Source organism: Bacillus sp. JJ1609 (assembly GCF_036967045.1).
Classification (GTDB): domain Bacteria; phylum Bacillota; class Bacilli; order Bacillales; family Cytobacillaceae; genus Mesobacillus.
Genome location: NZ_JBALSS010000012.1, coordinates 96,394 through 123,015, shown reverse-complemented (window position 1 = coordinate 123,015; position 26,622 = coordinate 96,394). Strand labels below are relative to the sequence as shown.

29 protein-coding genes are annotated in these 26,622 nt (G+C 41.8%); 25 read left to right on the top strand and 4 right to left on the bottom strand.

Annotation, left to right across the window (positions count from 1 at the left end; translation table 11 throughout):
* Positions 1–265 precede the first annotated feature (265 nt).
* The 3 genes from msrA to V7654_RS11520 are packed head-to-tail and all read left to right on the top strand — an operon-like array spanning position 266 to position 1,770.
* Entirely contained in the window at positions 266–799 is a 534-nt protein-coding gene (gene msrA, locus V7654_RS11530) for a peptide-methionine (S)-S-oxide reductase MsrA (RefSeq protein ID WP_335430471.1), read from the top strand.
* A gap of 5 nt (positions 800–804) precedes the next feature.
* Positions 805–1,248: a peptide-methionine (R)-S-oxide reductase MsrB gene (gene msrB / locus V7654_RS11525; protein WP_335430470.1), complete on the top strand. Its 444-nt coding sequence runs from the start codon at positions 805–807 to the stop codon at positions 1,246–1,248.
* A 21-nt stretch (positions 1,249–1,269) separates the two neighbouring features.
* Positions 1,270–1,770: a PTS sugar transporter subunit IIA gene (locus V7654_RS11520; RefSeq protein ID WP_335430469.1), complete on the top strand. Its 501-nt coding sequence runs from the start codon at positions 1,270–1,272 to the stop codon at positions 1,768–1,770.
* A gap of 46 nt (positions 1,771–1,816) precedes the next feature.
* Here the strand turns inward: V7654_RS11520 and V7654_RS11515 are convergent, their stop codons facing one another.
* Entirely contained in the window at positions 1,817–2,422 is a 606-nt protein-coding gene (locus V7654_RS11515; protein ID WP_335430468.1) for a DUF502 domain-containing protein, read from the bottom strand.
* A gap of 74 nt (positions 2,423–2,496) precedes the next feature.
* Positions 2,497–3,588: a GDSL-type esterase/lipase family protein gene (locus tag V7654_RS11510; RefSeq protein WP_335430467.1), complete on the bottom strand. Its 1,092-nt coding sequence runs from the start codon at positions 3,586–3,588 to the stop codon at positions 2,497–2,499.
* Between the two features lie 215 nt (positions 3,589–3,803).
* Here V7654_RS11510 and V7654_RS11505 point away from each other — a divergent pair, with 215 nt between their 5' ends.
* The 16 genes from V7654_RS11505 (at position 3,804) to V7654_RS11430 (ending at position 19,972) form a co-directional block, all read left to right on the top strand.
* Complete coding sequence (locus V7654_RS11505) at positions 3,804–3,968, top strand: YjcZ family sporulation protein (RefSeq protein ID WP_335430484.1); 165 nt, start codon at positions 3,804–3,806, stop codon at positions 3,966–3,968.
* 228 nt (positions 3,969–4,196) lie between these two features.
* Positions 4,197–5,663: an NAD(P)/FAD-dependent oxidoreductase gene (locus tag V7654_RS11500; protein WP_335430466.1), complete on the top strand. Its 1,467-nt coding sequence runs from the start codon at positions 4,197–4,199 to the stop codon at positions 5,661–5,663.
* A 66-nt stretch (positions 5,664–5,729) separates the two neighbouring features.
* The gene (locus V7654_RS11495; RefSeq protein WP_335430465.1) at positions 5,730–6,710 is read left to right on the top strand and encodes a S66 family peptidase; all 981 of its coding nucleotides are present in this window, start codon (positions 5,730–5,732) and stop codon (positions 6,708–6,710) included.
* Between the two features lie 228 nt (positions 6,711–6,938).
* Positions 6,939–8,300: an aspartate aminotransferase family protein gene (locus V7654_RS11490; RefSeq protein ID WP_335430464.1), complete on the top strand. Its 1,362-nt coding sequence runs from the start codon at positions 6,939–6,941 to the stop codon at positions 8,298–8,300.
* Complete coding sequence (locus V7654_RS11485) at positions 8,284–8,994, top strand: CoA transferase subunit A (RefSeq protein WP_335430463.1); 711 nt, start codon at positions 8,284–8,286, stop codon at positions 8,992–8,994. Before V7654_RS11490 ends, V7654_RS11485 begins: the two co-directional genes overlap by 17 nt.
* Positions 8,979–9,644, top strand: coding sequence for a 3-oxoacid CoA-transferase subunit B (locus V7654_RS11480; protein ID WP_335430462.1), 666 nt, complete (start codon positions 8,979–8,981; stop codon positions 9,642–9,644). Before V7654_RS11485 ends, V7654_RS11480 begins: the two co-directional genes overlap by 16 nt.
* A 14-nt stretch (positions 9,645–9,658) precedes the next feature.
* Positions 9,659–10,933, top strand: coding sequence for a peptidase (locus V7654_RS11475; RefSeq protein WP_335430461.1), 1,275 nt, complete (start codon positions 9,659–9,661; stop codon positions 10,931–10,933).
* 14 nt (positions 10,934–10,947) lie between these two features.
* Positions 10,948–12,276, top strand: coding sequence for a 4-aminobutyrate--2-oxoglutarate transaminase (gene gabT / locus V7654_RS11470; RefSeq protein ID WP_335430460.1), 1,329 nt, complete (start codon positions 10,948–10,950; stop codon positions 12,274–12,276).
* A gap of 11 nt (positions 12,277–12,287) precedes the next feature.
* Positions 12,288–13,709, top strand: coding sequence for an aldehyde dehydrogenase family protein (locus V7654_RS11465; protein WP_335430459.1), 1,422 nt, complete (start codon positions 12,288–12,290; stop codon positions 13,707–13,709).
* A 68-nt stretch (positions 13,710–13,777) separates the two neighbouring features.
* The gene (ablB, locus tag V7654_RS11460) at positions 13,778–14,644 is read left to right on the top strand and encodes a putative beta-lysine N-acetyltransferase (RefSeq protein WP_335430458.1); all 867 of its coding nucleotides are present in this window, start codon (positions 13,778–13,780) and stop codon (positions 14,642–14,644) included.
* Positions 14,645–14,697: 53 nt separating this feature from the next.
* A complete protein-coding gene (locus V7654_RS11455) occupies positions 14,698–16,095 on the top strand; it encodes a sigma-54 interaction domain-containing protein (protein WP_335430457.1) in 1,398 nt (465 codons plus the stop codon).
* A 216-nt stretch (positions 16,096–16,311) separates the two neighbouring features.
* The gene (gene ablA, locus V7654_RS11450) at positions 16,312–17,742 is read left to right on the top strand and encodes a lysine 2,3-aminomutase (RefSeq protein ID WP_335430456.1); all 1,431 of its coding nucleotides are present in this window, start codon (positions 16,312–16,314) and stop codon (positions 17,740–17,742) included.
* 11 nt (positions 17,743–17,753) lie between these two features.
* Entirely contained in the window at positions 17,754–18,035 is a 282-nt protein-coding gene (locus tag V7654_RS11445; protein WP_335430455.1) for a YokU family protein, read from the top strand.
* 176 nt (positions 18,036–18,211) lie between these two features.
* Positions 18,212–18,403: a hypothetical protein gene (locus tag V7654_RS11440; RefSeq protein WP_251480598.1), complete on the top strand. Its 192-nt coding sequence runs from the start codon at positions 18,212–18,214 to the stop codon at positions 18,401–18,403.
* A gap of 391 nt (positions 18,404–18,794) precedes the next feature.
* A complete protein-coding gene (locus V7654_RS11435) occupies positions 18,795–19,016 on the top strand; it encodes a YozE family protein (RefSeq protein ID WP_335430454.1) in 222 nt (73 codons plus the stop codon).
* Between the two features lie 257 nt (positions 19,017–19,273).
* The gene (locus tag V7654_RS11430; protein WP_335430453.1) at positions 19,274–19,972 is read left to right on the top strand and encodes a hypothetical protein; all 699 of its coding nucleotides are present in this window, start codon (positions 19,274–19,276) and stop codon (positions 19,970–19,972) included.
* On the opposite strand, the gene V7654_RS11425 is transcribed toward V7654_RS11430, so the two are convergent.
* Positions 19,969–20,139, bottom strand: coding sequence for a hypothetical protein (locus tag V7654_RS11425; protein WP_335430452.1), 171 nt, complete (start codon positions 20,137–20,139; stop codon positions 19,969–19,971). The genes V7654_RS11430 and V7654_RS11425 overlap by 4 nt on opposite strands.
* Before the next feature lie 134 nt (positions 20,140–20,273).
* Between V7654_RS11425 and V7654_RS11420 the strand changes: the two genes are divergently transcribed.
* Positions 20,274–20,447, top strand: coding sequence for a YozD family protein (locus V7654_RS11420; protein WP_125480955.1), 174 nt, complete (start codon positions 20,274–20,276; stop codon positions 20,445–20,447).
* Positions 20,448–20,606: 159 nt separating this feature from the next.
* The gene (locus tag V7654_RS11415; protein WP_335430451.1) at positions 20,607–21,377 is read left to right on the top strand and encodes a sporulation protein; all 771 of its coding nucleotides are present in this window, start codon (positions 20,607–20,609) and stop codon (positions 21,375–21,377) included.
* 59 nt (positions 21,378–21,436) lie between these two features.
* Here V7654_RS11415 and V7654_RS11410 read toward each other — a convergent pair whose 3' ends face one another.
* Positions 21,437–21,568 carry a hypothetical protein gene (locus V7654_RS11410; protein ID WP_335430450.1) on the bottom strand — a complete coding sequence of 44 codons (132 nt, stop codon included), beginning with the start codon at positions 21,566–21,568 and terminating at the stop codon, positions 21,437–21,439.
* A gap of 184 nt (positions 21,569–21,752) precedes the next feature.
* Here V7654_RS11410 and deoD point away from each other — a divergent pair, with 184 nt between their 5' ends.
* The 4 genes from deoD (at position 21,753) to V7654_RS11390 (ending at position 26,562) form a co-directional block, all read left to right on the top strand.
* A complete protein-coding gene (gene deoD, locus V7654_RS11405; protein WP_335430449.1) occupies positions 21,753–22,457 on the top strand; it encodes a purine-nucleoside phosphorylase in 705 nt (234 codons plus the stop codon).
* A gap of 175 nt (positions 22,458–22,632) precedes the next feature.
* Positions 22,633–23,493 (top strand): M15 family metallopeptidase, encoded by an 861-nt coding sequence (locus tag V7654_RS11400; protein WP_335430448.1) that lies wholly within the window; start codon positions 22,633–22,635, stop codon positions 23,491–23,493.
* 440 nt (positions 23,494–23,933) lie between these two features.
* Positions 23,934–26,330 (top strand): heavy metal translocating P-type ATPase, encoded by a 2,397-nt coding sequence (locus V7654_RS11395; protein WP_335430447.1) that lies wholly within the window; start codon positions 23,934–23,936, stop codon positions 26,328–26,330.
* A gap of 25 nt (positions 26,331–26,355) precedes the next feature.
* Complete coding sequence (locus V7654_RS11390) at positions 26,356–26,562, top strand: cation transporter (RefSeq protein WP_335430446.1); 207 nt, start codon at positions 26,356–26,358, stop codon at positions 26,560–26,562.
* Positions 26,563–26,622: the final 60 nt, after the last annotated feature.

Here is a 26,622-nt window from a genome sequence, read left to right as displayed (position 1 = left end):
GCCAGCCCCGCGGAAAGCGAAGCGTCTGGAATGAAAATCAACAGCCCTATTTACCATCCAAACTAAATAAAACATCCTGTAGACAACCACGATTTTCATCGAGTTTGTCTACTTGATGTAACCTCTTCTTCGGAAGAGGTTTTTTGATGTGTTAGAAAAAAGCTTCTGAATGTGTTTTTTGCTTTAAAAGTTATACAATAGGGAATAAGTATTTGAGTAGAGTGCTTTTTCGTACGAATGAAGCCCTAAAGGAAGAGGTGTTATTATGGAAAAGGATAATCAGGAGCTTGCCACATTTGCAGGAGGCTGCTTTTGGTGTATGGTTAAACCATTTGACCAGCAGCCAGGGATTATAAGTGTGGTATCCGGCTACACTGGCGGCACGACAGTAAATCCTACATATGAAGAGGTTTGTACAGATACAACTGGACATTATGAAGCAGTTCAGATCACATTTGATCCAGCTGTATATCCTTATAGTAAGCTGCTTGAGCTGTTTTGGCAGCAGATTGATCCTACAGATGCAGGAGGCCAGTTCTACGATCGCGGGCGTTCGTATCAAACGGCTATTTTTTATCATAGTGAAGAGCAGCGGATTCAGGCTGAAGAATCGAAAAAGGACCTGGCAGAAAGCGGCCGGTTCTCAAAGTCAATCGTAACGGAGATTATACCAGCAAAGGGCTTTTATCCAGCTGAGACCTACCACCAGGGATTTTACAAAAAAAATCCTGAAAGATACAATGCATATCAAAAAGGTTCTGGGAGAGAAGCATTTATCCAGAGGCACTGGGGGGAATGAGAATAATGAAGAAAAATCAGGAGGAGTTAAAGCAAAGGCTGACTCCGATGCAATATGAAGTAACCCAAAATAACGGAACGGAGCCACCGTTCAGAAACGAATATTGGAATGATTTAAGAGAGGGACTTTATGTTGACATTGTCTCAGGAAAGCCATTATTCAGTTCCCGCGACAAATATGATGCCGGCTGCGGATGGCCGAGTTTTACAAAACCAATCGACGAGGAAGAAGTCATTGAAAAGCAGGACTTAAGCCATTTCATGGTTCGGACAGAAGTGAGAAGCATAACCGCTGATTCACATCTCGGCCATGTATTTGATGACGGCCCAGGTGAATCTGGTCTTCGATACTGCATCAATTCTGCGGCATTGAGGTTTGTCCCTAAGGAAAAATTAGCAGAAGAAGGCTATGAGGACTACCTAAAACTCTTTCTCGATCAAGATAAATAGGAATATGGAAGGATGAATTTCATGTTTAAGAAATTGTTTGGAAAGAAAGAAGAACCAGTAAAAACGATACAGATTCTTGCACCGCTTAGCGGCAATGCTGTCAATCTCGCTTCTGTACCAGATCCAGTATTCTCTGAAAAAATGATGGGGGACGGCCTTGCGATTGAGCCATCAGAGGGGATTGTAGTATCACCAGTCGATGGAGAGATCATGCAGATTTTCCCGACTAAGCATGCAGTTGGCATCAGAGCTAAAAATGGTGCGGAAATATTGATCCACATTGGTTTGGAAACAGTCTCTTTAAAGGGAGAAGGCTTTGAAACCCATGTACAGCAAGGTGATTCTGTAAAGGCTGGAGACAAGCTGGTAAGCTTCGACATGGCGACAATCAGTGAGAAGGCGAAAAGCACTGTAACTCCAATTATCATCACTAACACTGATCAAGCAGCCTCTTTAAACGTATTAAACGAAGGCAAAGTAGAAAGAGGAGCAACTCCAATCCTGGAAGTGACTTTTAATTAAACGGTTCGAAAAAACCACGGATATAATGGAAACAGCCGCTGACCATTCAGCGGCTGTTTTCACTTTTTGTGCTATCTGTATTCTTTGAAGTCATTCCGCCTGAAAGGATGAACTTCATTGCATCTTCTGACTTCACATCAATAATTTCGATATCATTTTTAGGGATCAGGAAGGTGAAACCAGCTACCTGGAAAGTTTGCGGAATGTACACAGCTACATGCTTGGATAAGGGTTCATAGAAGGATTCCAGGTTTTCGGTTGTGATAAAACCAAGGCTTTTCATATTTGTTCCTGGAACGGTAACCAATGCCACCTTTGAGAAGGACTTCTTTTCGCCCAGAAAAGAATGTACCGTGTCTTTTATGACTGAATACACCGTTTTGACAAAAGGGATTTTCTCAAGCAGTCTGTCAATCAGTTTAATAATGCTTCCGGTAATGAAGCGGGTGGATAGCCATCCCAAAATGGTAATCAGAATCAATGTGGTCAGAAGGCCAATCCCCGGAATATAACTATCTTGAAAATGTGGCTTCAGCACATTTCCAAGCAGGCTGTCTAAAAACATGAAGGTTTTATATATTACATAGACAACCAGAATGATTGGGACGATAGTCAGGATCCCATTGATAAAATTCTTCAATAAACTTTTCATGTGGTGCTCCTCATTCTTAAGTATGGAAGTAACATACTCTTTTTCAGGGAATATTTCAATATCAAACTTTCTTATTAACTTTCTTTTTCTTTAGCTACAATGATCGAAATAATTTGCAGCAAAGAATTCTGCGAAGTGTTTTTTGTGGAAACATCTTCAATTGCTTCGAATCTGACTGAATGGTGACCATCTTCCAGACCGCTTGCAATATACAAGTGCCGTTCCCGGGCAAATGGCCACCATGTGGAAAGCGTCCTGACATATTCTCCGTCTATATAGACATTCATCATCCCGCCGACTTCACTTCGGATGACATTTACCCCGAGGATTGGACCATCGAATTCATATTCGAGGTAATCTCCAGGCTTCCTGCTGACATAGCTTCCAACATCAGCTATAAAGCCGTTATTTACTGCAATATCCGCTTTTTCAGCCAGAAAAAAGAAATCATTCTTTGTTAAAGATTTTGGGTAAACCGCAATGTCGGCTTCATTCCTGATATTCTCTTTAATTAACTCAAAGACAGAATTGGCATACAGCCGATATCCATTCCCATTTGGGTGGACCATATCGGAAGTGAGATGCTCCGTAAGCATACCAGATTCTTTAAAAGGAATTCTCATATCAAGGCATTTAGCCCCGTAGTGGACAGAAATCCTCTTAATCGCGTCCGCAAATGGTTCTTGCTTCAAAGGACTTTCGATAATAGTAATAATCTCTGCGTCTTTATTCAGCTCTTTTGCATTTCTTATAAGCTTCTCATAGAAAAAAGTAAATTCCTCAGGCTCCATGAATTTTCGGTCATTTTCACCAAAAACGATAAAAATCAGGTCCATATTCTGTAGTTTTGGCGAGCTTTGCAGCTGGTAAAGTCCTTCGAATGCCGTTGCACCGCTTTGAACCACCAAATGGCGCATGGCTCTTGAGCCCGAATAATCATTTATTAGTACCTCAAGCTGATTGAACCATCGCAATTCCTTTCTTTCCGCGCCAGCCCCCCTGCCAATGCTGTCCCCAATAATTAAGTAATTGAACGGGTCACCTACCTCAATCTTTTCATATACGTTCAGATCCTCTGATAAATAATGTTCAGATTGTAAAATCATTATATAGATAACCACGGTCAGAATTATTACACTTAAGATTCTAATTTTTGTATTATTCATGATGGGATAACTCCTTCGAAAACAATCGCATATCACATATTTACCTTATTTCCTTACTAAAGAAAAGAGTTTTATTTAATTATTTTAACAATCCATAAATTTAAAAAAATAGGCAAATGCACAAACGGGTCAAGTACCCATATCATAACGTAAAGGGAAAGCAATTCAAAAACAAACGAGGAGTGGTTTTAATGTACGGATATGATAATGCCCCTTTGCCGGTTCAAGGCGTCCAAGGTAGTTTCTGCCATCCAGGTTACCCTTATGCTGGAGTAGGAGGAGCACATTGCGGTTATGGTGGCGGTTGCGGTTTTGCTTTAATCGTAGTATTGTTCATTTTGTTAATCATCATCGGTGCCTGCTGCACCCACATCTGGTAATGCGGCAAAACGCTGACAAAGATTATATAGAATCATTTTGAGTATGAGAGACTGCCGCAGCTGCTGGCAGTCTTTTTTTAGTTTTAAGAATATATAGTCAGTTAAAAAAACACGAACATTAGAAAACTTATTTATTGTAAAGTTCGTAACTAACGTTGACTCGATATCGTATTTTTGTTATATTTACCAAGGGTTAAGCAAAAAAACATTTTGGCGGGGGATACTTAAATGAATTCAAACTATGATGTAATCGTCGTTGGAGCAGGACCAGCAGGAATTTTTACATGCTATGAATTAACATTAAAAATGCCTGGAGCGAACGTTCTGCTTATCGATAAAGGGCACGATATTTATAAAAGAAACTGCCCGATTTTACAAAAGAAAATAGAAAAATGCCCGCCGCCGGCAGGAAAAAAGGATTTTGCAGGCTGTTTGCCAGCTTGTTCAATTACGAACGGATTTGGCGGAGCAGGAGCTTATTCTGATGGGAAATTCAATATTACAAGTGAGTTTGGCGGCTGGATGACAGATTATCTTCCTGATTCAAAAGTTGTTGAACTAATTAAATATGTTGACCAAATCAATCTTAAACACGGGGCGACCGAAAGCATAACAGATCCGATGACAGACAAAGTTCGTGATATTGAACGCAGGGGCTATGCGGCAGGATTGAAGCTCCTCAGGGCACAAGTGCGCCATCTTGGAACTGAACAAAATCTGGAAATCTTAAAGGATATATTTGAATACTTAAAAGATAAAATCGAAATGGCTTTCAAGACAGAAATTGAGGATCTTATTACTGAAAAAACTCCAGCCGGACACAAGGTCTTGGGAGTGGAACTGAAGAGCGGAGAAAAAATCTATGCGGATAAGGTCGTTATAGCACCAGGTCGAGATGGATCAAAGTGGCTGACGCAGATACTCAAAAAAAGACGCTTAAAGATGATCAACAATCAGGTCGATATCGGCGTTAGGGTTGAAACATCAAATGTAGTTATGGAAGAAATTAATGAGCATTTATATGAAGGCAAGTTCATTTTTAATACATCTGTTGGGACCACGGTCAGGACTTTCTGCAGCAATCCTTCTGGCCATGTGGTAGTAGAAAACCATTCAGGAATCATGCTGGCTAATGGGCATGCCTATAAAGACCCTAAACTGGGAAGCCAGAACACTAATTTTGCGCTGCTCGTTTCCCATACATTCTCTGAACCATTTGATAAGCCGAATGAGTTTGCACACGAAATTTCACGCTTAGCCAACAGCCTTTCGAATGGCGGGTTGATTGTCCAGAAGTATGGCGACATATTAAAAGGACGCAGATCCACGGAAAAGAGAATCAAAGAGGGATTTTTAGAGCCGACTATGAAGGAAGCTGTTCCGGGAGATTTAGGCCTTGTCCTTCCATATAATACGCTTAAAAGCTTGATTGAAATGACTGAAGCATTGAATCAAGTCACTCCTGGTCTTGCCTCTGAACACACTTTGTTCTATGGTGTGGAAGCAAAATTCTATTCTGCCAGACCAAAGCTGAACGACAGGTTCGAGACAGAAATAAATGGCCTGTATGTCGGCGGTGACGGAGCTGGAATCACCAGGGGACTAGCCCAGGCAAGTGCATGTGGCGTTTGGATCGCTACAGATATTATTGAAAAGTCAAAAGCAGGCAAGAAAACGGAACCTGCACTCGTTTAAACTTGCATACACTCTGCTTCTTCTTTGTTAAAATAACTATATAAATAGAGAAGAGGCGGGGAGACAATGTTTGCACCCAAATTGGCACCAGGGGATGAAATCAGGATTATTGCACCATCAACCAGCATGATTATATTAAAGGAAGCACAAATTGATCTTGCAGTAGAACGGTTAACAAACTTAGGATTCAAAGTGACTTTTGGGAAAAATGCAGATGCGCATGATGAATTTTTCAGTTCCTCGATATCTGAAAGAATTGAGGATTTGCATGAAGCATTTGCGGATCCAAATGTAAAAGGTATTTTAACCGCGATTGGTGGCTACAATTCCAACCAGCTTTTAAAGTATATGGATTACCGTCTGATCGCTGCTAACCCAAAGGTCTTTTGCGGATTCAGTGATATTACCGCTTTACAGCTGGCAATCTATCACAAAGCAGGCCTTGTAACTTATTCGGGTCCCCACCTTTCCAGCTTTGGCGTAAAGCATGGGTTTGAATACACCTTAGAATCATTTTTGGATGCTGTCACAAACGACGCTCCATATGAAATAAATCCTTCAGCATCTTGGTCTGACGATGCATGGTATCTTGACCAGGAAAATCGGGTCTTCCACGAACAAAGTGGGTATTCAATCTTACAGGAGGGAGAAGCCGAAGGGAAGATAATCGGCGGCAACCTTTGCACAATGAACCTGCTTCAGGGGACAGAATTCATGCCTTCCCTTAAGGACAGCATCCTATTTATCGAGGAAGACGAAGAAAGTCATTCTAGAAGCTTTGACAGAGATCTTCAATCATTGCTGCATCTCCCTGATGCTTGTTCAATTAAAGCCTTGTTAATCGGACGTTTCCAAAATAATTCTAATATCACTGAGGAAGCTTTAAGAAAGATTATCACAAGCAAGGAAGAACTTAAGGGCATACCTGTCATTGCAAACGTGAATATTGGCCATGTCCATCCGTTCGCAACTGTACCAATCGGGGCTGTTGCAACGGTAAAAGCTTTTGCTGGCGAGACTGAAATATTCATTGAACAAAAAGAATAATAATTGACTAAGCTAAGGCACCTGTTGAAGGTGTCTTTTTTGCGTTTTTTATAGAAATATTATTTTATCCAATGAACAAAGGTTACGTATTGAGCCTTTAAAAAGGTTCTAATCCTCCTTGGCATGGTGAAATTTTTCATCTCTACGAAAGATTCATGCTTTCAATTCATACAATTTACAGAATGTCCAAACTTTATTAATTCGAATGCGGTGAAATGGAGTGAGATTATGAAGCCGTCCTACTTAATCAAACCTGCCCTGGATGAAAGCTACCCAGAGATTGACTATGGAAAGGGAGTCTACCTTTTTGACAAAGCAGGAAAAAAATATCTTGATGCTTCTTCCGGGGCTGTTACAGCAAACATCGGACATGGGGTGGAAGAAATCATTTTAGCGATGCATGAACAGTCCAAGAAAGTTTCATTTGTCTACAGGTCACAATTCACCAGCGAGGCAGCAGAGAGTCTGGCTCAAAAACTTGCTGACAGCATGCCTGGCGATCTTAATTGGAGCTTCTTTGTAAACAGCGGTTCAGAGGCAACCGAAACCGCGCTGAAAATTGCTATCCAATACTGGCAGGAACAGGGAGTCAGGTCAAAAACAAAAATCCTGTCAAGATGGATCAGCTATCACGGAATTACGCTAGGAGCTTTGTCGATGTCCGGGCATCCTGGGAGAAGGGCGAGGTTTGTTCCGCTGCTTGAGGAATTTCCATCGATATCACCTCCTTATTGCTATCGCTGCCCTTATCAGAGCACTGCACCAGAATGCGGATATATATGCGCGACAGAACTCGAGGGTGCAATCAAAAGAATTGGTGCTGATCATATTGCTGCTTTCATCGCAGAGCCCGTCATCGGGGCGGCAGGTGGCGCGATTTCTCCGCCGGAAGGCTACTATAAAACAATTAAAAAAATCTGTGAGGAAAACAATATATTGTTTATTGCTGATGAAGTAATGACAGGATTTGGGAGGACGGGAACGATGCTTGCCTGCGAACAGTGGGATGTAATTCCTGATATTGTGGCCCTTGGAAAAGGAATGGGAGCAGGATATGCACCAATCGCAGCGACAATGGCGAGCGACCGTGTCATGGAGCCAATTATTAATGGTTCAAAAATCGTGATGAGCGGTCATACACTTAGCGCCAATCCGCAATCGTGCGCAGCCGCGCTTGCCGTTCTTGAATATTTGGAAAAAAACGAGATTTTAAAGAATGTAGATTCAAAGGCAGTTTATTTGAGAAATAAACTTGGAAAACTGAAGTCACTGTTCCCCTTTATCGGTGAAGTAAGGGGGAAGGGATTGCTGATTGGACTGGAATTCGTCAAGTTTCCTGAAGTAAAAATACCGTTCGAAAGAAGCGTAAAACTAACCGACATGCTTGTGAAAATCGGAAGAGAAAAAGGGATACTGCTGTATCCAGCTGGCTCTGGACTCGATGGCCTGTCTGGGGACGCAATTATCATCTCACCGCCTTTGACTATTACCAAAAGGGAGATTGATGAGTTGGTTTCCCTGCTGAAGTCCACTTTTGCTGAAGCATATAAAATACTAGGGTTGCCAGAAGGAAATGGAGTTGAAAACTAAAATGGAAAATCCATTCGGTAAAATTGGAACACTGGAGCAAGCGATGGAGCACTTTCACGATGGAATGACACTGATGTTTGGTGGATTTGGAGGAGTCGGTTCTCCGCCGAGCCTTATTGACGGTATTCTTAACAAAAACATTAAAAACCTTGTGCTGATTGGTAATGATACCGGTTTTCCTGAAATTGGAATTGGGAAAGTCGTCAGCCGGGGAAGGGCTAAGAAAATCATCGCTTCACATATCGGTTCCAACCCAGTGGCTGGCGAGCTGATGACTAAGGGGAAATTGGAAGTGGAGTTTTCGCCTCAGGGAACATTAACGGAAAGAATCAGGGCTGGCGGAATGGGGCTTGGTGCAATATTAACCGATGTAGGTGTCGACCATGAGTTTGTTTCAAAAGGCAAAAAGACAATGAATCTGAACGGCAGGGACTATTTGGTCGAAACAGCTCTGACTGCAGAAGTTTCAATCGTCTATGCGAAGAAGGCTGACCCGTATGGAAATCTTGTGTTTGATAAAAGTGCTCGGAATACGAATCCGCTAGTGGCGATGGCAGGGAATTTCACCATAGCTGAGGCTGAGGAAATCGTTCCTCTTGGCAGCCTTGATCCCGAAGAAATTGTGACACCTGGAGTATTTGTCGATATGGTTATTCCTTCAGAAGGAGTGAATTGGAAATGGGCATGGGAGTAGATCTCAGGAATAGAATGGCCAGGCGGGCATCCGAAGAAATATCTTCAGGAATGGTTGTCAATTTAGGGATCGGCATACCTTCACTTGTTCCCAATCACCTTCCTTCAGACTTGAATGTCATGTTTCACGCAGAAAATGGAATTATTGGAATGGGAGAGTCTCCTGAAAAGGATCTTGAGGATGAAAATTTATGCAACGCCGGAGGTTTTCCTGTTACGGTACTTGCAGGCGCGTCCTACTGTGATAGTGCAGTAGCGTTCGGGATGATTAGAAAAGGAAGGGTTGACCTTACCATACTTGGCTCATTGCAAGTAAGCCAAAAAGGGGATCTTGCAAACTGGATTGTTCCTGGAAAGAAAATACCAGGAATGGGCGGAGCCATGGAATTGGCCCAAAAGGCAAGGAAAGTAGCAGTCTTAATGAACCACATAGACAAAAACGGAACTTCTAAAATAGTAGAATCCTGTACTTTGCCATTGACAGCAGCAAATTGTGTAGACATTGTGATCACTGACCTTGCTGTTTTTAAGATAATAGAAGGTTCATTAACTTTGACTGAGAGATTTGCTCCACATTCAGTTGCAGAGATTGCTGCAAAAACGGCTTGCGATTTTTCCATCGCAGAAGACATCCGAGTCATCGAATATTAAAAGGAGCTGATATCGTGCATTCTGCTGAGCAAAAAGTGCGGAGTTACATTACTGAAAATAGAATCAGGGGTACACGTTTATTGCAAAAGCTTGTCCAGGAGGGGAGCACTAGGGGAAAGGAAAGCGGAGCGCAGGCAGTCATCATCGAAAAATGCCGAGAGCTTGGTCTTGAAATGGATATTTGGGAAATCGGCGGTGAAGACCTGATTTCACATCCTGCATTTTGCTCTGACCGCAAGGACTTCACAGGAAACCCGAATGCCATCGGGGTTATGAAAGGGACAGGCGGCGGTAAATCCATGATCTTAAATGGACATATCGATGTTGTTCCTGCTGGGGATCCAAATGATTGGGAACGGGATCCATTTAGCGGTCATATCGAGTGCGGCAAATTGTATGGACGGGGAGCAACTGACATGAAGGGTGGCACAGCTGCCCTGTTAATGGCAATGGAAGCTATCAAAAACTCCGGGATACATTTGATGGGCGATGTTATATTTCAAAGTGTCATAGAAGAAGAAAGCGGAGGTGCCGGTACGCTGGCAGCCGTTTTGCGCGGCTATAAGGCAGACGGTGCGATTATTCCAGAGCCAACCAACTTTAAAGTATTTCCCAAACAGCAAGGGTCGATGTGGTTCAGGATTTCTGTAAAAGGAAAAGGTGCCCATGGAGGAACCAGGTATGAAGGGGTTAACGCAATAGAAAAAGCGATGCTGGTAATCGATAGACTGAGAGAGTTGGAGTCCGAAAGAAATGAAAAGATAACAGATCCATTCTTTCAAAGCATTCCAATCCCTATTCCGATCAATATTGGGAAAATCCATTCAGGAGACTGGCCTTCTTCTGTACCTGATCTTGCGATAATCGAAGGCAGAATGGGCGTTGCTCCGAATGAAACGCAAGAAAACGCCAAACAGGAAATGAAGCATGCTTTATCCAGGCTTTGTGATGCGGATCCATGGCTAAGAGAAAATCAGCCTGAGCTTGAATGGTTCGGCGCAAGCTGGCTGCCAGGAGACCTCGATCCTGAACATGAACTTATCCAAGTCTTTGCAGAGAGTTATAAATATGTGAAACAAATCTTCCCGCTTATCGAAGCTTCACCCTGGGCAACCGATGGAGGTATTCTATCAAAGGTGGGAGGGGTGCCTGTCATTGTCTTTGGTCCTGGAGTAACAGAAACTGCACATCAGGCAAATGAATATATCAGGCTGGAAGATGTTTTTGACGCAGCAGAGATTATTGCATTGACGCTCTTAGAGTGGTGTGGTGTCACTGAATCAAAGTGAGGGGGAACCATCTAGTGGGAGATATAAAAATAAAAACTGCAATACCAGGACCAAAGGCACTGGATTTGCTAAAGAGAAAAGAGAAGAACGTTCCAACTGGACCGTTCAACACTATTAAGACATTCGCAGAACATGGGCAAGGGGCGTTACTGACAGATGTAGATGGAAACACGTTCATTGATTTCGCCGGAGCAATTGGTACGCTTAATGTCGGCCACTGCCCGCCAACCGTCGTTAAGGCGCTCCACGAGCAAATCAATCGCTATCTCCATCCGTGTTTCCATGTCATGATGTATGAACCTTATATAGAACTGGCAGAGCTGTTGAACAAAATTACTCCTGGCAGAAATGATAAAAAAACATTCTTCTTAAGCAGCGGAGCGGAGGCTGTAGAAAATGCAGTAAAAATCGCCAGGAAATACACAGGCCGTAAAGGGATTATTTCATTTGAACGTGGATTCCACGGCAGGACATATATGGCGATGTCCCTAACGAGCAAGGTCAGGCCTTATAAATACCAGTTCGGCCCCTTCGCACCTGAAACATATAAATGGCCTTATCCTGTGTACTCTCAAGACAACAGCATGACACCTGATGAACTTGATGCTTATTTAATGAAAAAATTTGAAACGTTCTTCCTAAGCGAGGTTCCGCCAACGGAAATTGCTGCTGTTATATTGGAGCCTGTTCAAGGAGAAGGCGGATTCAACATCCCATCAAAAAAATTCATTCAAGGTGTGAAAAAGCTTTGTGAACAGCATGGAATCCTGTTCATTGCAGACGAAATCCAGACGGGCTTTGGAAGGACAGGGAAAATGTTTGCAATCGAACATTTTGAAGTAGTCCCTGATTTGATGACTATGTCAAAATCAATTGCGGCAGGACTGCCGATCAGTGCCGTAACAGGCAGGGCGGAAATCATGGACTCCGCAGGCATCGGGGAAATTGGCGGAACTTATGGCGGAAGCCCTCTCGGTTGTATCGCAGCGATTGAAGTAGTTAAAATGATAGATGAACAGAAGCTTCTTGAAAAAGCAAACTCTTTTGGCGAAAAATTCCAGGAAAAGTTCGGAAAGCTTGCTGAAAGGTCTGAAATGAAATGCGATGTCCGTTCGCTTGGCGCAATGTGCGCTATTGAGTTCTTTGACAGAGAAGGAAAACCAAATTCGAAGCTGGTCCAGGATATACTTAATAAGGCGCATCAGCAAGGTTTAATTTTAATGAGTGCTGGATTGTATGGAAATGTAATTAGGCTTCTGGCTCCTCTCGTCATTACTGATGAGCAAATCAAAGAAGGATTTGAGGTACTTGAAGCGGCAATTCTTGATTGCTGCAAGCAATAGGAGGATATATGATGAAACAATTATTATGGATTAATGGAGAATTTGTAGGTGCGGAAAAATATTTTCCGCTAAATAATCCGTTTAATGGCGAAAAGATCGCTGAAGTTGCAGTGGCTAGCGATGGTGATGTCCTGCGTGCTATTGATGCAGCTGAATCTGTCGCCAAGACCATGGCGGAAATGGAAGCGTACAAACGGGCTGAGATCCTGCAGAGGGTCGCAGATCTCATACAAGAGGACCGTGAAGAGTGTGCAAGGATTATAGCTGAAGAATCCTCAAAACCTTTAAAAGCGGCTCGTGCAGAAGTGGACCGCACAATCATGACTTACAGCTTTGCCGCTCAGGAAGCAAGGCGGATTCACGGAGAAACGATTCCTCTTGATGCCGCTCCTGGTGGTGAAGGACGGGTAGCATATACTGTGAAAGAACCCCTTGGAGTAATTGCAGCGATTACGCCGTTCAATTTTCCAATGAATCTTGTTGCACACAAGGTCGGACCAGCGCTGGCTGCAGGTAATTCAGTTGTTCTTAAGCCTGCCAGCCAAACACCTTTGTCTGCATATAAAATCGCATCCTACTTCCACAGGGCTGGTTTGCCTGCGGGGGCGCTGAATGTGGTGACTGGAAGCGGCAAAAGTGTCGGTGATGTTTTAATAAAAGATGACAGGGTGAAGAAAGTGACCTTCACTGGAAGTCCTGCTGTAGGAAAATATATTCGGGAGAATGCTGGTTTAAAGAAGGTAACTCTCGAACTTGGTTCGAATTCCGCCTTAATTGTCGATGAGGGAACTGACTTGGTAAAAGTGATGCCCCGAATAGTAACTGGCTCTTTCTCAAATCAGGGACAGGTTTGCATTTCAATACAGAGGATTTTTATCCATGAATCAATCGCCGAAGAATTTACTGCTTTATTTATTGAGGAATCAAAGAAGCTCAAGGTAGGAAATCCTCTGAATGAAGATACGGATATATCTGCCATGATCAGTTCGGATGATGTAACGAGGGCAAAGTCCTGGATTCAAGCTGCAATAGAAAATGGAGCTGAGCTCGCACTTGGAGGTGACAGTGACCAACAGGTATTGAACCCGACAATATTACTTAATGCAAAAGTAACTGACAAGATTTCATGTAAGGAAGTATTCGCGCCTGTGGTGCATATCAATACTTTTAAAGAATTTGATGAGGCAATTGCCCAAGTCAATGATTCTCAGTTCGGGCTGCAGGCAGGGGTTTATACGAAAGACCTAAACAAGGCTTTTAAAGCCTCCAAATCGCTTCATGTTGGCGGTGTCATGATCAATGACATTCCTACCTTCAGGGTTGACCATATGCCATATGGTGGAGTGAAGATGAGCGGAACCGGCCGTGAAGGGATCAAATACGCAATTGAGGAAATGACCGAGCTGAAACTTGTTTCATTTAAGCTTGATTGATAGGACTAGCAGCCTGGCCCAAAGGTCAGGCTTTTCAGCTATAAAATCAGTAAGGGGGGAGTCTGTGCATGCACCCAGGTAAAACCTTGGAAGTGAATGAAAAGACATACAAAATGAAGGTGTACTTAGACAAACAGAACCGCCGGATAAGGGTCGATGATTATTTGGGTAATCTATTAAGCATCTTGGAAAAGGCAGAAAAAATCGCGGTGAATGAAAAGGCAGACAAAATGATCATTAAGGGAAGAAAAGAACATTTCATCCAGCTTCTCGAAAGCGGCTACAGATTTGAAGCAAGCATTGATGGATATTTTCTAGGCTCTGATTGCTTTTTCTTTTCAAAATTCTTAACAGATGAAAGGAAAATTAGCACCCATTGGACCGAGGAAGATGGAATTATTAAAAGCGTTTATCATTTGAAGGAACCCTCCCAGTCAATCGCTCCTCCAATAGCATATATTCTTAAAAAAATGGGTGAATCAGACGCAACCGGTCTCTCGAAACTATATAAATCTGTTTTTCAAATTTACCCGACTCCACTAGATAATCCTGATTACATTGTCAAAACAATGCAGGAGGGTACAGTCTATTACGGATTTATCAATGATGGACAGGTGGTAAGCGCCGCCTCAGCGGAAGTGAATATATTTTATAAAAATGCAGAATTGACTGATTGTGCGACGCTTAAAGAACACAGGAAGCATGGCCTTATGAAAATACTCCTTGAGCGGATTGAACAGGAGCTGGTCGAAAACGGAATTTATTGTGCCTACTCTATTGCCAGGGCTTTGTCATTTGGTATGAATGCTGTTCTTTACCAGCTTGGCTATGCCTACAGGGGGAGACTTGTGAACAATGTTTTTATTTATGATAAAATTGAAAATATGAATGTATGGGTGAAAGATTTGGTATCACCGCCAAATTTTAGGCAGTAAAAAGACAGTTTTTCGGCACACTGTCATATACTTAATATGGGAGTGTGATGAGTATGAATTCAATTTCCGATGTAACGGAAGAAATATTGAGCGCGATATTAAAATGCATTGATGAAGCAATCCATGTCGTGAATACAGAGGGAATCACGATATTTTATAATGAAGTGGCGGCAAAGCATGATGGTCTAGATATCAAGGAGGTCATCGGCAAGCCTTTGTTATCAGTTTTTCCATCCTTAAACGAGCAATCGAGCACGCTTCTGAAAGTAATCGAGACAAAAAAGCCCATCTATAATGAGACTCAGTCGTTCGTCAACCTGCATGGGAGGAAAATTGAAACAGTCAACACCACGCTGCCGATTTTTGTTCAGGGGGATTTGATTGGCGCGGTGGAAATCGCCAAGGATTATTCGCGGATCAAACAGCTTTCTGAACGTCTGGTGGAGGTCCAGAAAAGCTTTAAGCATCGCAGCGGGAAAGCACTTAAGCAGCAGGCTGCGTATACGTTCAGTGATATGCTTACAAATAACCAGTATTTTGCACAAATTAAGCAGAAGGCTGAGAAACTGGCAAAATCTGATTCTCCGATTCTCGTATTTGGAGAAAGCGGAACAGGGAAGGAACTCTTTGTCCAGTCGATCCATAATGCCTCGAGTCGCTCAGAAGGACCTTTTATTGCGCAAAACTGTGCAGCAATTCCGGAAAATTTGCTGGAAAGCATCTTGTTCGGAACGTCAAAAGGTAGTTACACGGGAGCGGTGGACAGGCCGGGTCTATTTGAACTAGCTAATGGCGGCACACTTTTTCTGGATGAATTGAATTCGATGCCGATTGACCTTCAGGCAAAACTCCTTCGCGTCCTTGAGGATGGAGCGGTTAGGAGAGTAGGCAGCACCAATGTGATCTCTGTCAACGTCAGGGTCATTTCCGCGATGAATGTTTATCCCGGAAAGGCGATGGAACAAAACCAGCTGCGGACAGATTTGTTTTATCGTTTAAATGTTCTTACGTTCGAATTGATGCCATTAAGAAAGAGGAAAGAGGATATTTTGTATCTGTCCGAAATCTTTATCGGCTATTATAATAAGAAGCTCAGAAAACAGTTAACAGGATTAGATGATTATGTAACGGCAGTATTTTTACGGCATCAATGGCCGGGGAATGTTAGGGAACTCAAGCATACGATCGAATACATGATGAATGTTTGCGAGGGCCAGGTCCTGACCGAATATGACTTACCGGTGATGCTCAAGCAAATTACAACCATGGATGAAATCATTAAGCCGGCAAGAAGCAACTCCTTCATTTTAAGGGAGCAGCTTAAGGAGTTTGAACTGGAACTCATCACAGATGCTCTTGAAGCTTGTAATGGAAATATCCAGAAAGCAGCTGCGCTTCTTGATATTCCTAGACAGACACTACAATACAAATTAAAAAAGTTGAATTTATGAGATATTTTTGCGGATTACTTCTCTGCAACTAAATAATGATTCTTTTAATCTGCCGGAATTTCAGCAGGTTATTTTCTTTTTTGAGGGGGATATTTAACACAAAATTCTTCCCAACCTAAGGTATATAAGGATTTTATTGATTTTTCTGAACAATCGGTAATTTTGGCACGGAACTTGCATTAGTTATATGTGCAAATTACTTAAGGGGGAAATCAGATGAAACAATCTTTATATAAACCTTCAAGACATTGGAAGGACATCGAACTGTGGAAGGATGTTACAGACGAACAGTGGAATGATTGGCTATGGCAGCTGACAAACACAATCAGGACACTTGAGGATTTGAAGAAAGTTATCAATCTTACACCTGATGAAGAAGAAGGAGTCAGAATCTCCACGAAAACCATTCCCTTGAATATCACGCCATACTATGCATCATTGATGAACCCAGATGATCCCCGCTGTCCGGTTCGGATGCAATCCGTCCCAATTTCAAAGGAAATTTATAAAACGAAGTATGATCTTGAAGACCCACTTCATGAAGATGAGGATTCTCCTGTACCCGGTTTGACTCACCGCTATCCTGACAGGGTTTTATTTCTTGTTACGAATCAATGCTCCATGTATTGCCGCTATTGCACACGCAGAAGATTTTCCGGACAAATCGGAATGGGTGTGGCAAAGAAACAGCTCGATGCAGCGATCGATTACATCAGCCGAACTCCAGAAGTACGGGATGTATTAATCTCTGGCGGTGATGGGCTGCTGATCAATGACAATATCCTTGAATATATTTTAAAAAATCTGCGCGAAATAGATCATGTGGAAATCATCAGGATCGGAACTCGGGCACCAGTTGTTTTTCCTCAAAGAATTACAGAGAAGCTTTGTTCAATCCTCAAAAAATACCATCCTATCTGGCTTAATACACATTTCAATACATCCATCGAAATCACCGAAGATTCCAAGCATGCATGTGAAATGCTTGCAAACGCGGGCGTTCCGGTCGGGAATCAATCCGTTATTCTTGCAGGTATTAATGACAGCGTCCCAATCATGAAAAAGCTCATGCATGACCTCGTAAAAATACGAGTCCGGCCATATTATATATACCAGTGCGACCTTTCCGAAGGCATCGGACATTTCCGTGCCCCAGTGACAAAGGGTCTTGAGATCATCGAAGGTTTAAGAGGACATACGTCCGGCTACGCAGTTCCAACCTTTGTAGTCGACGCTCCTGGAGGCGGCGGAAAAATTTCCTTGCAGCCGAATTACCTGATTTCCCAGAGTCCTGAAAAAGTAGTTCTCCGTAACTTTGAAGGAGTCATTACCTCCTATCCGGAGCCTGAAAATTATGTGCCTGGGAGAGCAGAAGGCTACTTTAAACAAGTTTATCCTGAATATGAAAACAAGAAATCAAATACTGGGATTGCCGCAATTATGAATGATAGTGAATTCAACCTTATTCCAGAAGGCCTGCGCCGCCTTGATCGGAGGGAACAATATGAGGTCGATCCTAATCATGCATCATTGAAAGATAAGCGTGAAAAACGGGATGAACTGAAAGAAAAGAAATTTATGTCGCAGCAAAACAAAACAATTGAAGCAGTGGATGGGCAAGGGGCGGTCCCATCTTCAAAAGATTAGGGGGTGGTCTGATGCAAAATTGTGAGTGGTGCAGCAGCGGTAATATCAAAGGAATCACCGACAGAGTATTCTGGGAGCTGCCAGATGGCTCGAGGGCAATCCAAATCGATGAAACACCGGCAGTCCATTGCCTCGATTGTGAAATGACCTACCAAACAGAACTGATTACAAAAGAAATTGAAGATCAGTTATTTTTAATCAATACAAAAAATCTTAATAAAGTAATCACGTTTGAAGAACTTATGTCCCAGCCAAGGCTGCTCAAACGAAATTACTTTGATTTTTCATCTTGAAGTATTGAGATTGACGATTCCAGTAACAGACTGTTATCAAAACCAAAATACCAATGTGATAAAACATACTTTTACCAGTATATAATTCACAAAAGTTTCACCATTCCCGTTTATCATGATCCCTCTGCTTAATTATAATAGACTGGGGAGTATCGAAATGGGAAAAGGGTGAGTATATGTATATCGCTTTAACAATCATGCTAGTTGCGGCAATGTTTGTCCTGTTTATGTGCGGATATTATGTAAGACTGATTAAGGAAAAATTCGGAATGAATTGGCTCCATGCCGTTCCGATTACGGTCGCGATCCTGATGTTCAATATCATCTGGGCGCTGCTGGAAATGGCGAAATCGTCCAGGTGGCAATAAGCAGAAGAGCACCTTCTAAGTTGAAGGTGCTCTTTTTATTCTAAAAGCTGTGTTAAAGTTCAAGGTTGATTTAAGCACCTGTTGATTAAAGCGGAGGGCACTCGACTCCTGCGGGATCAGCGGCCAAGGTGAGACCCCGCAGGAGCCAAGCGACGAGGAGGTTCACCAGACGCCCCGCGGAAAGCGAGTGCCTGGAGCGGAAATCAACAGTCTTATTTAACACAGCTATTCTAAAAAAATTACCGTATGTTACACCTGGATTATTGTGCTAGGATGGTGCGAAACTGATTTTCTTCTCTAGCATTAAGGTAGACGCGCAAGGTCACAATCCGTTATAGTATTTGAAAAGTGCATTTCTTCAACAATTTTACCAATAGGCAGGCGTTCATATATGTATAAAAGCTTTTACCATTTTTTGATGAAGTATCGAACCACAGCTCCAAAGGATGCAATCAGTACGTTTGCAAATGATGCTTACGATGATCTCGCTTTCCCTAAAAATGCCACTGACTATCATGAAGTCAGTTCGTATCTTGAATTGAACGGCCACTATTTGAAAAGCATGACTGTTTTTGATGATGCATGGGAATTATATCTGATTTCAGAAAGCTGAATTGATCTTTTTAATGCTCCTGTGCTCGTGTTCAGGAGTTTTTTTATTTCTTACAGAATTTAACGATTTTCTATTTTGCATCAGCAATTTAGTGAATATCAGGGATGAACTACTTTTGCATTTGCATCTCTTAAACCATTTTTATTATTTTCTAAAAACAATATTTCCTTCCTTTCATCTGGGCGTGACGATTTTCAGAATAATGCATATACTGTTGTAATCACAATTCACGACTCATCGTTGAGAGGATGGAGGAAATGGAAAAACGGAAGCAACCTAAATTTAACATCGGTGATACAGTCGTGATCACTATTTATGGGACTGTGGGGAAAGTGACAGATGTAAAGTGGCTCGACGGACTTCATGTATATGAGATAAACAATAGTGAGGGTCTGTATTTGGAAACCAGTTTACAGATGCTCTCCGAATATGATGGTAAGCTTCTTGAAAAGGAGCAAATCGATATCGAATACAAATACTTCTTCGGGGATTTGGTCCAGGTTAAAGGGTATGGTTCAGACCTGTTTAAGGTTGTGGGATTCAGGACAGAAATTTGGAGATATAAAGAGGATGCCTGGGAAGATGTTATTTACGAACTTTCCAGGATTAAAGATGGCGAATGGCTTGAAGCTGGTGAGGAAGAATTGACGCTTGTTGCGGACTCGGAAAGTGCCGAAACATTCATCCAGAAATTGGGCCTGCTCTTTTCCGCTAACAAAGAGGTGAAGCCATCGGTCAACCTTGAGAAAAAACCTTCAGCGTCACGTTCAGGCGAAAAGGAAGAATTGCGGAAAATCAGCCAAAGAAGAACCACCATTGATAATCTGCTTGATATTTATAACGATTATCGAATTTTATATAAATGGTTTAATGATGAAGAATATGCTCACGTTATGAGAGTAATACTGCGCAAGTTATCGATCCTCGTCAATAATGATGGAAAAAGCCATGTTTAAAACAAGTTGGAAAACTGGAGCAGAACATAAAGCAAGAATGGTATTCCGGCCACTAAAATGATTTTAAATAAAAAGTCCAATATATTTTCGAATAATTCAAGTACTGCACTGTCTTCTTTATTTACATCCTCCACAAACATTTCAGCCAGGGTACCCAGTCTCTCCAAACGAATCCACTCCTTGATAAGTTTAATTCATTCTATGCCTGTCCAATTTAGTTAGAACCTATACAAAAATTTAGCCTATGCTTGGCATGAAACAGGCATGCTTCACATACATTTGAATTAAGGGGGGCGAATCTGTGAAAGAGATTGAGGTTTTTATTGATACAGAGGAAATAGCTGAATTTTTCTTTCATGAACTTGTAAAAAGGGGATACGTTCCCACGGAAGAGGAACTTGAGGAAATGGCAGATATCACTTTTGAATACCTGATAGAAAAGTGCATTATCGATGAAGAGCAGGACATAGACTAGAACTTAATTTTTTAAAGGTGGATTCAACTGGGTCTGCCTTTTTTATTGTGGTGCTTACCAATAGAGCAAAAAAAAAATTTCAGAATTGTGAAACCCTAAGAAAGGATAAACGTATACATAATCATGAATCCAAAAAAGAATTTAAGGAGGATAAAACAAATGTCGTTTTTTAATAAAGTGTTCTCTAGTGTAGGAATCGGTGCAGCGAAGGTAGATACAAGGCTAGAAAAAGATCGGGTTATGCCAGGCGAAGAGGTTCGCGGCGTGGTTCAAATTCGCGGCGGCAGCACAGAACAAAATATTGATGATATTTATCTAAGCTTACATACAACATATATAAAGGAATCAGATGATAAAAAATACACTGCAACTGCTCAAATTGATCGTTTCAGGCTGACTCAGTCTTTCATGATTAAGGAAAATGAAACAAAAGAAATTCCGTTTTCATTCAGGCTTCCAATGGAAATGCCTTTGTCAATGGGAAGGACTAAAGTTTGGGTAACAACTGGACTAGACATTAAAAATGCTGTTGATCCTACTGATAAGGATTATTTAACCGTTGTTCCTAACCCAGTGATGGATGGGATATTTAATGCAGTCAGCGACCTGGGCTTCCGCTTGAGAGAGGCGGAATGCGAAGAGGCACCTAGACATCTCCGCAGACATCTGCCATTTGTCCAAGAGTTCGAGTTTGTGCCGGTTGCAGGTCCTTTTAGAGGCAGGATTGATGAATTAGAGCTTAATTTTTATCCAAGAAATGAAAATGAAATTGAAGTATTAATGCAAGTGGACCGCAGGGCAAAAGGACTTGGCGGATTCCTTTCAGAAGCAATGGGAATGGATGAATCCTATGTCCGGATGACTGTCCACGTTTCAGACCTTCCATCATTAAAGCAAAAAATCCAGGTTGCAGTGGAGCGTTATTGCTAAATGTTGATAAACTGAATGGAAGAAGACGATGAAGCTAAAAGAGCTCCATCGTCTTTTTTCTATGCCTTGCTTTTACGGCCAGTTGCGGAATATTCTTTTCCGTGTGCTTCCTGCTCGGCGATGATTGCTTCAGGCGGGATATGATTGTTTTTCTTAGGTGAATTGATTCGGTTGCGGTGCTTCTTTCCCATTCTTCATTCTCCTTTTTAACCTTATTTTTTCAAAAACAATGTTAAGGAATTTTTTGCAATAGCATTGGCTAAGCTATTTCTAGCTTTCCCTTCTACAAAATTGTCATGAATCTGAAGATTTTCCTGAGCAGCTATATTATGGTATAGTTTTGTAGTAGCAACCCATAGGATGGAGGATTTTATTATGAGTGTACATATTGGTGCTAAAGAAAATGAAATTGCAGAAACGGTATTGCTTCCTGGCGATCCTTTAAGAGCGAAATATATTGCTGAAACTTTCCTTGAAAATGCACAGCTATATAATGAAGTAAGAAATATGTTCGGTTACACTGGTACATACAAAGGCAAAAGGATTTCAGTTCAGGGTACTGGAATGGGCGTTCCTTCTATTTCAATTTATATTAATGAACTAATGAATAGCTATAATGTACAAAACCTCGTGCGTGTAGGTACATGCGGTGCCATTCAAAAGGATGTAAAAGTTAGGGACGTCATCCTTGCAATGAGCTCTTCTACTGATTCACAGATGAACCGCATGACATTTGGCGGTGTGGATTTTGCTCCAACCGCCAACTTCGACCTGCTATATAAAGCGTATAATTCAGGTTTGGAAAAAGGCTTGAACCTTAAAGTTGGGAATGTTTTCACTGCTGACCAGTTCTACAACGATAATGCTGAACTAGAAAAATGGGCACAATACCAAATTCTCGCGATAGAAATGGAAACAACGGCACTATACACCTTGGCTGCTAAATACGATCGCAAGGCTCTATCAATCCTTACTGTTAGTGACCATATCCTTACAGGTGAAGAAACTACATCAGAGGAACGTCAGACAACCTTCAACGATATGATTGAAGTTGCACTTGAAGCAGTAATTAAAGAGTAAATTATCATGAAAACCCTTTCCTTGTGGAAAGGGTTTTTCCATAAGCAAGTTTGCAAGCATTATTTTACAGGCATAATTAAAAAGAATGTGAATGGGAAAAAAGGCCATACGAAACTGTTTTGAAAAATGATAGAATGGTGTTATTGCCTAAGAAAGCTAAAGATTGGTGGATAAAATGAAGAAGATTTTACTATTATGCTGTTTGCCATTATTGTTGGCAGGCTGTGCCCCTGCAGAAACTTATTTAAAAAAGATACCTTACATTGGAGAAAAATTTGCTGGACAAGAACAGCAGGCCGACGAACAAGAGAATATACCTAGTGAAACAAATCCACAAGAAGATAACATGAGTGGAAATGAAGAGAATGTGGACAAGCCTGCTGAAGATGAACTGACGCTGGAAGCCGCATATTTCAATGTCATTCAAAATGCAGATGGCAGAAATGTTATCCAAAATCCACAAAATATATTATCCCTTGTTAATAAAGTATTTGGGCTGCCGGCAAACTATATCCCGAGTGATTTAGTCCGCCCTAATGTACTTTTCTCGTTTGGTGAGGAGAAACTTGAGAAAAGCTTGATGAGACAAGAGGCTGCTGTTGCCCTTGAGAAAATGTTTACAGGGGCGAAAAACGATGGAATCGAATTAGCCGCTGTCTCAGGGTATCGGTCATATGGACGCCAGGATGCAATTTTTAATGCTGAAATTAAAAGAGTTGGCAAGGAAAAAGCCCTCGAAGCAGTAGCGATACCGGGAAGCAGTGAGCATCAAACCGGATTGACAATGGATATCTCCAGCAGCACAAATGATTTTAATCTTGATGAGCAATTCGCTAAAACTAAAGAAGGTGTATGGCTAGCTCACAATGCACATGAATATGGGTTTATTTTAAGGTACCCAAAAGGCAAGGAAGGCATTACCGGCTATATGTACGAGCCTTGGCATTTCCGTTATGTTGGCATCAAGGCTGCTACGGAGATCTATAAAAACAAGTGGACATTGGAAGAATACTTCGATAATGTGAAAAAAATCTAATAAGTGAGAGCCTTGCCAGCTTGGTGGCAGGCTCTTTTTGTTTCCGGGAAAATTTTCCCGTTAAATTTATCTATATCTGTATGCGGTAAAAAGTTGACAATGCACATTTATAAAGCTTGAATAGAACTGTTTGGTGCCAGGCGGGAAAAGAATTGTTGTAAGTTATGGGTTATAGGATTATCTGAAATGTGACAATTATTACTGATGAAACCATAAAAAGATGTAAACTAACAAAAAAAACAATTTTTTTCAGTTGATAAATATACTATACAGGGGTATAGTAAAATTATAATAATTATTAATCTTAAAGTTAAGTGTATGTGATTACTTATGATAAAGCTCCATGTTGTTGATAAGAATGCTGGAGCGGAAATGTTCAGAAAGATTAACAAATCCGATAATGTAGATATATCATCGGAAAACAAAGCGGGGTGTAGAGCTTGAAAGAACAAATAAGCATCGACATAACCGGTATGACCTGTGCCTCCTGTTCAACAAGGATTGAAAAAATCCTCAATAAAATGGACGGGGTAGAGGCAACAGTAAATCTGGCAATGGAAAATGCCTCAGTCACATATGAACCAGATAAAATAAATCCCGACGATATATTTAATAAAATTAACAATCTGGGGTACGGGATCAGAAATGAAAAGGTGGATCTGGACGTTTTTGGTATGACCTGCGCTGCATGCTCCACAAGGATCGAAAAGGTCCTTAACAAGATGGTTGGCATGGTTTCCGCAAATGTCAATCTTGCCACTGAATCGGCTTCTGTCGAATATAACAGTGCCATTCTGTCAACAGAAAAAATAATCGGCAAAATTCAGAACCTTGGCTATGACGCAAAGGAAAAAGTCCAGCGTGAAGCAAAAGCACAGCAAAAGGAAGAAGAAATCAACGCAAAGAAGAGAAAGCTGTGGATCTCAATTCTATTATCTCTTCCACTTCTTTATACAATGATTGGGCATGCGCCATGGGACACTGGGCTTCCGATGCCTGAATTATTGATGAATCCGAGGTTCCAGCTATTGTTAGCGACACCGGTGCAATTTTATATCGGCGGACAGTTTTATGTCGGTGCTTATAAATCGCTTAAAAACAAGAGTGCCAATATGGATGTGCTTGTCGCGCTCGGTACATCTGCAGCGTATTTTTACAGTCTGGCGGAAGCGATAAAAACAATTGGAAACCCGCACTACCATCCTCATCTTTATTTTGAAACGAGTGCTGTCCTGATTACATTGATTTTAGTTGGGAAGTTGTTTGAGGCTTTAGCAAAAGGCCGTACAACAGAAGCAATTTCAAAATTGCTGAGCCTTCAGGCTAAGGAAGCGACTGTAATCAGAGATGGGCAGGAAATCAAAATTCAAATTGAAGATGTAAAAGTGAACGATACAATTATCGTCAAACCTGGTGAAAAGATTCCAGTAGATGGAAAAGTCGTATCGGGTCAATCAGCAGTCGATGAAGCAATGATTACCGGAGAATCCATACCTGTTGAGAAAGCATCTGGTGATCCTTTAATTGGTGCAACAATCAATAAAAATGGAACGCTAACCATGACCGCAACAAAGGTTGGAAAAGATACCGCTTTAGCTGGCATCATTAAAGTTGTAGAGGAAGCGCAAGGAAGCAAGGCGCCGATCCAGCGTGTTGCCGATAAAATTTCCGGGGTTTTTGTTCCTGTAGTGGTCGCAATCGCAATTGTCACATTCATGGTTTGGTATTTTGCAGTAACTCCAGGAGATTTTGCATCCGCTCTTGAAACAGCTATTGCCGTACTTGTCATAGCATGTCCTTGTGCACTAGGGCTTGCGACCCCGACTTCTATTATGGTGGGGACAGGGAAAGGCGCAGAAAACGGCATATTATTTAAAGGCGGAGAGCATTTAGAAACTACTCACAAAATAGATGCTATTGTTCTTGATAAAACGGGTACAATTACAAAAGGAAAGCCGAGTGTAACGGACCTTGACTTTTTTGGAGACGAAGGTAAAGTACTTCAATATCTTGTATCCACAGAAAAAGCATCCGAACACCCGCTTGCAGACGCAATCGTGGAGTACGGTACCGCAAAAAATGTAGAGTTCCTGCCAATAGATGAGTTTTCGGCTATTCCAGGCCACGGCATAACAGCAGTGATGAATGGTGAAAAAGTCTTTGTAGGCACACGAAAGCTAATGTCAAAAGAAGGCATTGAATTCGAGAGATATGAACATAGGCTGGAACAATTGGAGACACAGGGCAAGACAGCAATGATGATAGCGATCAATTACAAAGTAAACGCAATTGTTGCTGTCGCAGATACTGTCAAAGAATCAGCAAAGAAAGCTATAGAAGAACTAAAGGGTCTTGGTATCGAAGTCTATATGCTGACTGGGGATAATACCCGTACAGCTAAGGCGATTGCTGCCCAGGTTGGTATTGAGCATGTAATTGCTGAGGTCTTGCCAGAGGAAAAAGCCAATCATGTAAAAGAGCTTCAGCTTAAGGGCAAGAAGGTTGCGATGGTTGGAGATGGTATAAATGACGCCCCGGCACTTGCAATTGCTGACATCGGAATTGCGATCGGTACAGGAACCGATGTGGCCATCGAGGCAGCTGACCTGACAATCCTTGGCGGAGAACTGACGCTGATCCCGAAAGCGATTAATTTGAGCAAGAAAACGATGCAAAACATCCGCCAAAACATGTTTTGGGCGCTGGCGTATAATTCAGCAGGAATACCCATTGCTGCTCTTGGCTTATTAGCCCCTTGGCTTGCAGGGGCAGCAATGGCGTTTAGCTCAGTTTCTGTAGTGACTAATTCCCTTCGATTGAAGCGGATTAAGTTATAAATTATAAAATGAGAGGAAGATTTATATGGAAAAAACAATGTTAAAAGTATCCGGCATGACTTGCGGCCACTGCGAAAAGGCAGTTAAAACAGCTTTAATGGGTGTTGACGGAGTGGCAAGCGTAATCGTTTCCCTTTCAGAAGGCACTGCCGAAGTCGAATATGACGCTTCAAAAGCAGAAGTTGGCAAAATGAAATCGGCAGTAGAAGATCAAGGTTATGATGTAGAATAGAATGCTTAAGCAGCGGTCTTTAAGACCGCTGCTTTTTTATGTACCAGATACCGTGCCTAT